Below are 12,383 nucleotides of genomic sequence, written 5' to 3' on the forward strand. Positions count from 1 at the left end.
CTCTTTCTAGAAACCTATGGCCAGGGCTACCCCGACTGAACGACCGCCTGGTGCTTGATAGCGTGCTCTGGCCACTCAATTCAGGCGCTGCGTGGCGAAAAATAGCGAAGAAATATTTTGGACTGAGGCTAAGAAAGACACCGGTTGTTCGGAGCAGCCCGCTTCGGAGAAAGATGAGTTGGGGTCAGCCCATCTTTCTCCAGCGGCTACCTTAGTTCATCCTTCGGAGCCATGCTCGCCAAGCGAGTCAGAGATCCCTGTAGGAGGTGATTGAAGATCAGCAAATCTCATGTTGAAGATGAAGTCTTTCTCTTCAATTTCTGAGAAATCTTGGAAGCTCCAGCCTTGAACAGATTTGAAAAAGCTAAAACCCCAATACTGTGCGTATTCGGCTTCGCTGATGAAACTGGATTCCGCATCATTAAACGACGGAATAATGAAAACTATTTTCTGGAAAGTAAACTGAAACTCTCCGATTGCGAGTGGAAGTGCCGGATTGTTACTTGTGCGGCGATATATAGTCAGCTCCGCCCCTCTTGTAAAACTTGCGTATGAATGCAGTATCGCAATTTTAGGAAGATGCGTGACTTGGTGATTTCCGGAGACCCACGCAACCGTTTTCTCAAACCCTTTAAGGTTTTTAGTCTCCATAACGCTCAGAGCGAACTTTACGAGTGCCTTGTACACCTCTTGCAAACTAAGCTTTTCGTTAAATTTAAGCGGAAGATTTGCAGGTGGGCTGCCCTCGGGAGCACGCTCGCCCTCATCTAAAGTGTATGATATACAAAAGTCCAGCGTGGCAATTGTTTGAAGCGCGCCCGCTGACAAATGATGTCCACAAATTGGATCGGCATCTGTTGGCTCAGTAAGTTCAGAGGGATTAGCAGCCTCAATTAGCTTCTTTTTTTTGTCTTCAGACAAGTAGGTGATCTGGAAATTTTTACCTTTTATGGATGAAACAGTATTATCTTTATTCTTTACCTTAAACAATGTGCCGAGGCATCGCAAATAGGTATAAATATGCTTCTCGCAAGTTTCAGAAAAGAATCTGTTGCATGCATCACATTCCTCATTGAGGATGATGGTTTTATTCCCAAGCGCCTCTGAAATAGCATGAGCCTCTTGTTTGAAGGTAGTATTTACCTCCTGGGGAGATTGGCTGTTGGGCATTGGTCGCGTATTGCTGCAAAACCGGCATACGCGATTCTTTTTCAGAGGCTCTCCTATACTCGTCTTTTTATCAGTTATCCGACCGTCAATTTCAAAATTATCGAAGAACGGCCCAAGATTGTCTTTGAAGGCTTCTAGGGCTTTATCAGGATCTTGACCCTCATCCAGCGCCATGAGTTCGACAACTGCATAGAGTTTTGCGTCAGAAGGCAAACACTGCATGCCAGGAAGGAAGAAAAAGTGCTCTCCGTCTGGAATTTTTTCAATAAAACTTCTTACCCTATGAATCTTTGGGTCTACTTCTTTGTATAAATCAATAAAGATTCCAATCCTATCCCTCAGGCTTGGAGAGGATTTTTGCCGGCATGATATGCGCACCTGCTTATCAACAGGATCGACCGAGGTAGCAAAGCAGAGAGTGATATCTCGCATTAACTCTGAAAGGTCACCCTTTGAGTCGATGCACACTGAAAGTTCATGCTTTCCACGAAAAAGTAAAAATTGAAAGTTGTTCATAGAGTCCTTGCCATGTTATCCAATGTTGACGTGCGAGGCTTTTCACCGCTTTTTTATGACAGTATTGTCGTTGGCTCCAATCTTAAGTAGCACAAGCAATTGCTGAGTCAGACCGGACAGCACCGACTCGTGATCATGGCCACACACAATGGAGGATGTCTAGGCCCTGTACGAAAATAAATGACGCAAACACCGCATGGAAAAAGTAGATAAGACCAAGGCGGCATAGCTTTTCGCAAGCTTGTCGAAACGTGTCGCGATCCTGCGGTTCTCTTTTAGCCAGCCAATCACACGTTTGATGATATCGCGCTGCCGGCACTTGGGCCGACCAAACAACCTAGGCCTCGTCCGAGAGTTCGTAACGCTTTGCCATCTCAGGGTTCCTTTCCATGATAGCGAGGGGCTATACAAAATCCCAGCGTGCAAGGGGCCACGATTGAGTTAGGTTCTCGGGGTTTCGTACAAACATAATTGTACAAAGACCATGATAGACGCTGCTTGAGTTATGACGCGAGGACAGAGAACTCACGAGGCGGGGTCCTCATTGATGTCTTCACATGGATGGGCAAGTACAACGCTGACTACTTTTGAAAGAAAGGACACAAGCCAGATAACTAGGCAACCTGCTAATCTGTCGCTCTCCAAGCAGCTTGCGCACGTTTTAAGCCCTGAAGATACTTTATCTTATCCTTTAATCCAATCTGCAAACTTTTAACTTGCTCTTCCGTTATCCATTTCGCCCCTAGCTTTGCACCGCTGGCCTTTAAGCAAGTACTCAAATAATTTCTTTCATCCTCAGTCGGCGCCCGTCCAAGCATCTCGGCAGCTGCCATCTCAATTATTTCTGCCTCGCTAGCGGAGTAACCACCATAAGACCAAACATCTTCCGGGCGCAAGTAATCAAGCTCTACAATCACCTCACTTTCAGAGTTACTAAACTCATCGATGCCGTACTCAATGTTAGGCACTTGCGCCCTATGCTTTTGAACCGCTGCACGGAACTCTCCCGACGAGAACAATCTATAAATATTTAGAACCGTCCTTCCTCTATCTGGAAGGATCTTGAATATAACCCCTTGCCACCCGACAGGAGGGACACCCCCATCAAAAGCTTTGGCAAGAGCCGAATCTAGCGTCCAAGAGGATATTTTCTCGCTCAACGACTGCTCACCCAGGAGCTGCCAAATACTAGACTTTCCTAATGCGACACGACGAAAAACAGGGGCCTCCCGCATTCTGAATTCAACGGGGAGATTCGCAGCGGCCTTGTCTACGAGTGACGCGACATCGGCGCTCGGACTAAGCATCCATCTATTCACTGCCGTTACTAAATCAAGCGAAAAACACTCATCAATTTCCATATACACCATACTCGAAACGCATGATAACAATCAAAACCGAACTTCTCTAACCCTTAGAAATTTACTCCATAAACCCAACATCTAACTAGTGCAACGTAGGCGACAGGCGCAAGCCCGCTCATTCGACATGAGTACACCGCTAGCTTCAGACTTGTACCGAGAGATCACTTCCACGACAAGGTCGCAGAAGGTTGCTCGCTAGTAAAACTGTTCGTGATGGAAGTGCGTCCATAATGCCATCAAGGGCTCAATCGCGCCAAGATCCTAGCAAGGCTTTTTCTCATCAAGGCTCCAGCTTCTGACGCAGAAGGTAGCCTTCCCTGCCTGATCTCCCTCTGGACTCCAGCTTCAGATCTGCATCGACGGCTGGCCATTTGCTATATTTCACGATTCTATGAATTGGAGTGCATTAAGGAGAGACTCACCGCTATGGTCATTGCGGCTATTTCCCTGGCAGGTTGCGCTGGCCAGGTATGGAAAACCGCCGGCTCCACGGACGAATTCACCGACCAAACGACCCTTATGGTCACCGTGGGCGATTACACCAACGTCCCTCTGATCGTGACCAAACCGTTCAACTATTATCCCGTCGTACGAAAAGAAGGAGATGAAGTGTACGTTGGGCTCATGTCAGGTGGGCGCTTCAAGGTGCCTGTAGGCACGGTTCAACTCCGAATTGATCAGCATGAGGCGTGGACGATCAGCCCGCAGGAGGCGCCGGTCAGCCTGGTGCCTGAAGTACCGCAATACGCTTTAAACCTGCCATCTGAACAGGCGACCCTTGTGAAGGATGCTCAAGCACAAGCGATGACCAGCGCTGCGCAGACGATGAGCCCTTTCACAGTCACCGGCGGTGATAAGGCCAAGAAAATCATAAAGCAGATGTTAGCGGGCCGAGTTCTGAAATACCGAACTGTCGGCCTGAACCAAGCTGCCTCTACGACTGGGGAGGTGGTTATCGATGCCTCGTTTGCTCTGTCACTTAAACAAGCAGGGATCGACCCTTCAGCCTGGTAGCAACCTGCGCAGTGGCGTTGATCGCCGCCCTCCAAAAATGCCCCGGCACCCCGGACTACACCAGCGTTGGAGAATGATCACAACCCCATGCACTGCAGCGTCGCCTGCTTTATGGTGGTACGAGGGTAAATTATTGCGATCCACTTAATCGGAGTGCCCTGATCTAACTCATCTGGCAACGTGCGCAGCTGCGTCAGGTGCGGAAAGTTTTCAGCAGCGGATGTCAGTGCTGCCACAGCCGAAGACCAGTCACCTGCCCTCCTGTGACGCTCGGCCAATGCTAAAGCCATACAGGCTTCCACGTTCGAGGGCAACCGGACACCGTTGGCCTTGTATCGCTGCCCGTAATAGCGCTCCAGTTGGAGCTGGTGGACGTCGGGCGCCCATTCCGAATCGCTACCTATTAAGGCTTGGATAATCAGGGAGTCGATGCTCGGTTTGTTCAGCAGCTCCACCTCTCTGGGGGTGTGCGCTCTTCTAGCTGAATCGTGTCCTAGGTAGATGTTGGACAGCCACCAAAAGGCTAGGAACGGCACCTGCTGAGCTTCGTTCATCTGTGGCTGAATGCTCAGCCCCTTATCGATTACGTTACTCGGGCGGTAAAGTTTGCGATCGGGGTACTCCAACAAGCACTGGTCAAGCAGCTCGACCAAACCCTGGAAATATCGCCTCGACGCCTGCGCATCGAAGGCTGAAGGGTCATAAATCCAATGCTTGGGGTCGATCCTTAGCATCAGGAGATTGGGGTTGTCCCACTCGTAGTTGCAAGGCTCATGCTCGATCTTCGGAGACCTTCGGACAAACTCGATGAGCACTGCTCGTACCAGACGGAACAAGCCTTGGAACGTGAAGGTGAGCTTACCGTCGTCCTCATATGTCTCCCTATGGGTAGCAAAATGGAGGAATTCCTTGGTCAACGGCTTGAGCGTGTGAACGTAGCCCGAACGTACGCCGTAGAGGTTTTGTAGGGCCGCTTCCAGATCGCGTCGGCCTATTGGATGCTTCTGTGCATCGGCCTGTGCCGAGAAGTAGTCCGCCGGCAGGTGGGCCAGGATGAACTGAACAAATCTAAAGCCGAGGCGCGGATGTATCACTTCGAGCACAGCATCCCTGACCGTCTGGGAATCTTCCTCACTGACACCTTGGAGTGCCTCATCCACCCCCGCTCGTTTTTGATCCGGGATATCAGACCAATTCGGCTCGTGGCCATCGAACTTTTGAGCCAGCGACTCCAGGCACATCACTAAAAGTGTGTAGGCCAGATTGAGGTCGTCGCTCATTCGATGAACTGCAGCCACGTACGTTCGGATTGCCTGGATCACAGCGAGATAGGTAGAACGTGGCAAGTCGATCAACTGATCTGCAAAATGCTCGAATTCCTGTAGCTCCGCTTCAGTTACCCTGACTGACGCATCATAAAAGCGCCCCAGTCGTTCGCTGGGGCGACGGTCTCCAGGCCGGTGCCGCTGGTGCAGTAAACGCTCGGCAATGTGAACATCTGGTGAGCAAATCACCTGCAGGCTGAAAGAGGCTACATCCGCAAAGTCATCAATGTAGGCCCCCATCGAACGAGAAATGAGAACCCCTGGAGCTGGTTCCTCCGCCTCCATAAATTCAGTCATCTCATAACCCAGCGCAGCTGGGCTTCGGGATGATTCTAAATTGATCAAGGTTCCAATCCTGGTACTAAAACGATCGGTAACACCAAGATCAAGGTTGCTGAAAATCACGCCTTTGAGATCCTGCCGGCGTGGATTTTCGCGGTTCGTGAACAGCTTTCCGGTCGCAGCCTGTAGCATGAAACCCCCTACTGGATAACTATCTCACCTTCCACGACTTCAAAGTGGCGAAGCTCATCTTGCTCTGTCCACTTTTCACGGCCCTGCAAATGCTCTGAGGATGTCTAGCACCTGCTGATCAGACGACTTCGTTGATCTCCGCTTCCGCCGGCTCTTCGGCACTGGGTGTGACCAGGTCAAGACTGCCCTGCTCCTGGGTAGACAGTACCTTGGCCAGAAGCGTGTCTGTCGTGAGATTGTCGTACCTGTCCTCCAGGGTTTTCCGTAACCGCATCAGACGAAGGTTGGCGGTGCTCACCAGAGTGCCGTAGGTAGTAGCCCTCACCTGGCCATAGTTACGGGATTCATCACCCACTGTTTTGGACGTACTCACCCCGGCGGCGATCGACTGACCAACTACCCAAGCCGTGATGAACGGAGAGCCATTGACATAGCCTGATGCGGCGATGTCCTGGACATACCCGTCGGCCTGGTTGACCTCTTTACGATTGAGTTTGAAGCCGCCTTTCTTGAGCTCGATCAGTAGGATGTTTTGCATCTGGGCGACTGATGCATCCTGAGGGTCGAACTGTTCAATACCCACCAGCTGGGCAGTAGCCCGGTCTGGCAACACCACGATGTCAGGCCGTTTCCGATCGTTGATGAACAAAGCTTCCCCATCCCCCCAGAGCTGCTTCGCCACACTTTTCAGGGTCATGTTCGAGCAGTACTCCACTGACTCGAACTCTGGCCCGAACAACCAACGAGACCGCAGTATCAACGGATGCAGCGTGTGGAGTTCATCCGTCTCTGGATCCTCCGCCAGCCTGGTGATCGCCTCGATGACGCTGAGCCGGCCATCAATCTCATCCAGCACACGCAAGGCGTCCTTGACTGACCAATCGGCCAAGAGCGAGTCCAAGCCTTCAATGTCCGTCGCAGGCAGGTTGGCCAGCTTGTGAAGCAGCGATGCCCCGCTCTTGGATTTCTCAAGGTTGATCACGGCTTTCACCGCCGTGGCGAGAAACTCCGGGGACACCATAGGGTGAGCCTGGGCAACTGCCTTCGTGAAGGCAGTGACTTCGAGTTGAGCACCCTGCCCCAGCGATTTGAGCTCTGACCGATTCTGAACCAACGCATCTTCTGAAGCGGCTTCCACAACCTCAGCCGCCAACTCGTCCGCCACCTGGCCAATGCACTCTGCGGCAGCCTTGTACAGCTCCTCGACAGCGGGCGTTGACTGAAATCCTGTCCAGTCCTCAATCACATGCCTCTCAAAGCCCTGGGTGTCTACGATGACCTTGTAGCGTTTGGCGAACCTTGTGCGGCCATCGAAGTTTGCTACCTGGCCGATAACCCACGAGGGATTGCCAACGAGTCGGTGCTCAACCCAGAACGCCACACCTTGGTGGATAGAGGCATGGTTCTGCTGCGTGGAGTCAATGACGATGACTTTTGCTGTGCGCCCATCACTCAGCTTCAAAGTGTGCGAGCGAGCATGCTGCTCAAGCTTGGCGAGGGTCAGCGGTGTGCCATTGACTCGAATTTGGAAACTCGGGTCATGAATGAACCTTGCGGCCAGCACCGTGATGATTTCATCCACATCCGGCATCTTGCGGGTAACCGATACGGACAACCGTGTGCCCGAACCTTCCCGCTCACCAAACTCCTCGGAGCGCACCACAAAAGGACTGGGCCCGGATTCGGTACCCACGATGAAGGTGCTGAGCTTGCCATCGCGCCAGGTTTCTACCTGGTACTGGTCACCGAAGCAAAGAAGGCCATGCCGACCAACCCCGTTGCGACCATAGGCCTTCCTAGATTTGCCGTTCTTGCCCTTGGGAAACTCAACCTTGGAGCTCTGATGCTTGAGACGGTCATACCGAAGCGTCATCCAGCGTTTGCTGAACTGCTGAGCTGTCATTCCGTGACCGTCATCAACCACGGTCAGCGTCCCGCCTGGCTCAGTGGGTAAAATCAGGTCGACACTGCTCGCACCGGCATCCCAGGCATTGGCCACAAGCTCAGTGAGAGCCACCTGCGGTACGTGTGCGACGGGGCCCAACTCTCGGAGAAGATAGTCCTCCTCAAACAACGACAGATGACGGGTTTGGTCGGACATCGATTCCCTCCATGGATGGCTGCGCGCTGGCCAATTGCCAGACAGCAGCAGATGCGAGCAATCCTACCTGATTGGCTTGCTGAGCTAAATCCGGGAAGATCACTTTCCGAATACCCCGAAATCAGCGATCACGCGGTGCCGCACTCACCACTTAGCCTTTGTTTAGGTCAGGGGAAAAACACTGAGCTAGAGCCCCAAATCGGCGGCGAAATGCTCGTTACGATTCTGTTCGACCTGCTGCCCTGTCGCATCCGTGCTGGACTGCTTCAAAGCGCCGAGGCTCGAAGCTGCACGCTTCGCCGTCAACGCCTTACGCATCCAGTCCCCTGCAGAATCGAATTCTCTCATCATGGCAACGAACTCATCATCACTCAGTGCCATGGATTTGCGGTCTTGCTTCATGGCACCCCCCGGTGGCCTGGGTAGATCGGGTCAGCTAATTCACTGCGCCGCTCACGCTCCCAAATCTACACCAAAGAGGGCATCACGCAGAATCGGCGGCGCTGCATGTTTAATGACCAGCCGGCGCAGTAAGCACTGACTCAGGTGTGAACGAAGCCGAGAACGCATTTCGACGCACAGTTCCGACCGTCCGAAGTCGCCGTCAGGCCAGCATTCCAGCAGCGCCTCCCGCAAAATCGGAAGCGCTTCTTGCCCGGCGGTGCTGCAATACAGACGGGTCAATTCATCGAAGCCTGCACTGCGCTTGTAGCCTGATAATGCCTCCCCCAGAATTCCGCTTAGGGAATCCCCATAGACCTTCCAAGCCATCTCCCACATCAGCTTCTCGATATCACTGTTCAAATCAAAACCCCACAATCACTTCGTCACCGCACCATGCTGCTTTCAACCGCAGCCCAACCATTTTCCCAGTCCAAGGACGATCAATCATGCATGTGGAATTCGATCTCAACGGAAACGATCTAGAAGCCCTTCTAAGGCATTGTGAAGCTTTTAGACCTGACAGCGGCGACCCTCGGGAAGATCAGCGCCTGGCAGACGCGCTAGCGGCTCTGGAGGAAGCCCTGAGGGAGGCTAATGCATCACGATGATGCTCCGGGCTGACACAGAAGATCAATTTATCGATAACCAGAGCTAACGGTGCCCATCCCACTGGCTGAAAATGCCGGGGTGAGCTCAGCCAACATAGCCGGAGTTGGATGAGACGGGTGCAATTCCAGGCGGAGCGATTCACTCAAAAAAATGTGGGAATCGCGGTCATTTGTATTCAAAGCGTAAGCAGGGCCTACGGCCCTAAAGACCGATCTCCCTGAACGCCCCGCCTCGCCATTCGGCAAGGCAACCTAAGGGCGAAAAACCGAAAAGCAAAAACAGGTAAGCCAGGCCATCACGTCGCGTGTAGATCCTGCATCGGCAGTGGTGCCAACACCATTAAAATTCTTTTGCTCTCAAATAATTAAACTCCGTCTCGCAAAAAAAATTTCAAGAGGGGGGGGTGGCAAAAACGTCGCAAACAGACACGACACGTCGCAAATGAACATAATTGTCCGACAGTGTCCGGAAAGGGTGGCATTTTGGCAGCTTTCGGGCCCCCTGCCCCTTGCCCCACCAGGATGCCATTGCATGGCAACGAGATGTAATGGTTGGATGTCGTCAAGGACACGCCTCGCTAGGCGGTAACAGTCACGTTAAAAGTCTTCCAAAGGACAATTACTCCCGCCCCGGAGCCCATGTAGATGGACATGATGCGGTTCAACGATTTTTACCTTCGCCTGTATCGAGCCAACCATGAACAGGATGGCCAGGCCTTGCTGGAAGAGTTCTATGCGCTGTGGCGTGAAGCAGAAATGTCGGAGGTGGATGCTGAGGCGCTCCGAGAGGAAGCAAAAGGCTGCCTTCGCCGGATCGCGACCACTGACTTGTTTCTGTTGGCCGCCTGCTACTGGATAGGCACCAAGGGGCATTACAGGCTGAGCAAGGCACTGGCTCATGAGATCAGCGTTCATTACCTGCAATACCCCAAGCTGGAGCGATTCGCGCTAACCGGCGTAACTGAGCAATGCGCCACTACCGTTGCGCGCAGGCTGTGTGCTTTGGATGTTCCCGTAGCCGTGACTTTGGGTTGGGTGCTGAGCTTGAACGAAGACCTGCCACCAAGCCCGCTGATTTCGAGCAACACGGCCACGGTCATAGAGTTCCTTGCGGTCGAGCATCCGGCCACCTGCAAACGGCTTCTGGAAGAAGAGTCTTCACCGCTGACTGACTCGCCGCTCGCCCAAAACCTGACCGAGAGGCTTGCCTCCGAACTCCGTGAGCTGGAGGCCCTCCCCCACTTGGCCGAGCTTGAAATGTCGTCGGAAATGCGTCGAAGCCTTCGCTACCTGCGGCGGAATGAAAGTCGAGCGGTGACCGAGCAGGCGCGGGGGGATTCCTTCTTGGCCGATATGTTCATGGCATCGGAGCATTTCAAATACGCCAACAAAGTGGCGGTGGAGTACCAGAACGATCAGGACACCGTAGAGGCGATGATCCCCATGTTCAGCCACGAAATGAGTGTGGAATTGCCTCAGACCTGGACTGCAGATCCGCTCCTTTACGGCTATATGGTGCAACGGCTGTGGGAGGAACCTAGCCAATGAATATCCAACTGATTCTTTCGCATTACCTTTCGGGGCTTCGCGAACGTGATGAACTGGATGCACTCCTTCCAGATCTTCTCCAAGCAATGGGTCATTCAGTACAGAGCCGTGCACAGGTCGGTGTGAATCAAGGTGGCGTGGACATCATGTCTACCAAGCAGAATGACCAGGGAGAAACGGAAGTCTTCCTGTTCGTGATCAAGTTCGGGAATGTAAGCCGGAACGACTTCTACGGCACCCAGCAGGCAATCCTGCCATCCATCCGCCAGGCGTCGACCGAGTACGTTCGGAATCGGGTGCCAGAGCCTTTGAGGATGCTGGAAAAGCGGATCGTCCTGGTTTCCAACGGTGTCCTTAAGCAAGATGCGCAATCGGATTTTACCGCGCTGTCGAAAGACATAACGGAATTCTCACCGCTGTGCTCGCTGGAGTTCTGGGGCATGGATCAGTTGACCCCGTTCATCGAGCAGTACCTTTTTGACGACGCCCTGCTTCTCGATAAGGGAAAGTCTGACCTGAGAGCCGCGCTGGCCGGCCTGGAGGACACGCACGCGTCATTCTCTCGGTTCGTGCGGTTCGTCGATGACTGCATGAGCGCCCTGGAGGATGGGCCGGACGTCTCCGAGAGTTCGCGTCGGAGCCGCTTCCACAAACGAGCTGCTGCGGCAGCGATGGGGTGGGCGGTGCTGCTCGTTTGGGGTGAAAGCGAAGGCAACCAAAAGCCTGGCATCCTCGCAGGTGATTACCTCTTGCTGCGACTGTGGGGAGAGTCAATTACGCAGGGCCTGCAGGACGATGCCCAGTTCCTCAAGCGATTCAAAACGCTTGCCCAGCTCCATGCCGATGCTTTGGGCCGGTACTACGACCGCGTGATGCCGTCGCTTCTCAACCGTCGGAATGTTCTGCGGTACCGCCCCGACCAGGTGCTCTATATGGACTTGGTCTGCGACGAGCTTGGTCGCCTGGGCGCCACGCTGCTGTTGCTTCAGGCTCTGAAAGCCGAACCTGCAAAGGTGTTGGCTTTGCACATGTACCTGGGGTCTTTCATCTATGCGCACACCGGCTGCATGTTGCCGGTCTACGACGGCCAAGCCATCGATCTTTCGCTCGCCATGGCGGCGATTATGGCTACGGGAGATATCACTAGCACCCAAGTCATGTTGCGCGAGTGCATTGACCGTTTTGAGACGGCGCTGGAGCAGAACAGGATCATGCCGGTGGACACCGATGATCTCGAAGATGCTCTGGCCCTGCACTACGGAAAGGAAACTCAGAGGGAGCGATTCTTTCAGACTACGACGTTGGTGCCACTGCTGGGAACCATGGCCGCGCTGCTGGGGGATCAGGAAGCTCTTGATCAACTATCTACGGAGATTGTGCCGAAGCTGGAGCGAGTCACCATGGAGCGGTGGTTCCCGCAGCAAGCACTGCAGACGCTGACGAGTTCCAGGGCCTATGTGAATGCCGTTGGTGTATCACGCAGCCTGACCGGATTCCGGCAGACGCCGGCAGAAGAAGTCGATGCCTCACTGAAAATTCCGAGCCACGCCGCTGCCCCAGAGGACTTCGTTTGGCATAACACGCCCTGGGAAGTGCTGATTGCCATTTCGGCTAGGCTGCACCGCCACCCACTGCCCACGTGGTACCTCGCGAAGCTCGCCGGGGTAAAGCAAGCGCCATAACAGCTTTCCCCTGCTCGACCTGCTCACCTCGTCATGGACGACGAGGGCTCGCTCACTTCCTGGCACCACCATGCCGTCATCCAAAATATGGCTATGATTCAGAGCGGAGCGGCATCGGGCTGCTCAGCATTCAGGAA

At 53.4% G+C, this 12,383-nt stretch carries 9 protein-coding genes and 1 pseudogene; 3 read left to right on the forward strand and 7 right to left on the reverse strand.

All coding sequences use genetic code 11. The features are described 5' to 3' along the window. Window positions 1-216: 216 nt before the first annotated feature. The 3 genes and pseudogenes from OH705_RS21515 to OH705_RS21525 form a co-directional block, all read right to left on the reverse strand. A complete protein-coding gene (locus OH705_RS21515; protein WP_267302929.1) occupies window positions 217-1,686 on the reverse strand; it encodes a hypothetical protein in 1,470 nt (489 codons plus the stop codon). Window positions 1,687-1,845: 159 nt separating this feature from the next. Continuing rightward, a pseudogene (locus OH705_RS21520) lies at window positions 1,846-2,028 on the reverse strand (IS5/IS1182 family transposase); the annotation flags it as partial. A gap of 284 nt (window positions 2,029-2,312) precedes the next feature. Continuing rightward, window positions 2,313-3,047: a hypothetical protein gene (locus OH705_RS21525; RefSeq protein WP_267302930.1), complete on the reverse strand. Its 735-nt coding sequence runs from the start codon at window positions 3,045-3,047 to the stop codon at window positions 2,313-2,315. 429 nt (window positions 3,048-3,476) lie between these two features. Between OH705_RS21525 and OH705_RS21530 the strand changes: the two genes are divergently transcribed. Continuing rightward, a complete protein-coding gene (locus OH705_RS21530) occupies window positions 3,477-4,064 on the forward strand; it encodes a hypothetical protein (protein ID WP_267302931.1) in 588 nt (195 codons plus the stop codon). A gap of 77 nt (window positions 4,065-4,141) precedes the next feature. Here the strand turns inward: OH705_RS21530 and OH705_RS21535 are convergent, their stop codons facing one another. The 4 genes from OH705_RS21535 to OH705_RS21550 form a co-directional block, all read right to left on the reverse strand. After that, entirely contained in the window at window positions 4,142-5,863 is a 1,722-nt protein-coding gene (locus OH705_RS21535; RefSeq protein ID WP_267302932.1) for a hypothetical protein, read from the reverse strand. 118 nt (window positions 5,864-5,981) lie between these two features. Then, a complete protein-coding gene (locus OH705_RS21540) occupies window positions 5,982-7,964 on the reverse strand; it encodes an ATP-binding protein (RefSeq protein WP_267302933.1) in 1,983 nt (660 codons plus the stop codon). Between the two features lie 186 nt (window positions 7,965-8,150). Continuing rightward, window positions 8,151-8,366 (reverse strand): hypothetical protein, encoded by a 216-nt coding sequence (locus OH705_RS21545; RefSeq protein WP_267302934.1) that lies wholly within the window; start codon window positions 8,364-8,366, stop codon window positions 8,151-8,153. A 51-nt stretch (window positions 8,367-8,417) separates the two neighbouring features. Then, window positions 8,418-8,768 (reverse strand): hypothetical protein, encoded by a 351-nt coding sequence (locus tag OH705_RS21550; RefSeq protein ID WP_267302935.1) that lies wholly within the window; start codon window positions 8,766-8,768, stop codon window positions 8,418-8,420. Window positions 8,769-9,661: 893 nt separating this feature from the next. On the opposite strand from OH705_RS21550, the gene OH705_RS21555 reads away from it, so the two are divergent. Both OH705_RS21555 and OH705_RS21560 read left to right on the forward strand, forming a co-directional pair. Continuing rightward, complete coding sequence (locus tag OH705_RS21555) at window positions 9,662-10,564, forward strand: hypothetical protein (protein ID WP_267302936.1); 903 nt, start codon at window positions 9,662-9,664, stop codon at window positions 10,562-10,564. Then, window positions 10,561-12,246, forward strand: coding sequence for a hypothetical protein (locus tag OH705_RS21560; protein ID WP_267302937.1), 1,686 nt, complete (start codon window positions 10,561-10,563; stop codon window positions 12,244-12,246). Before OH705_RS21555 ends, OH705_RS21560 begins: the two co-directional genes overlap by 4 nt. Window positions 12,247-12,383: the final 137 nt, after the last annotated feature.

Origin of the sequence: Pseudomonas sp. BJa3, from assembly GCF_026343815.1 — a bacterium.
Classification (GTDB): domain Bacteria; phylum Pseudomonadota; class Gammaproteobacteria; order Pseudomonadales; family Pseudomonadaceae; genus Aquipseudomonas; species Aquipseudomonas soli.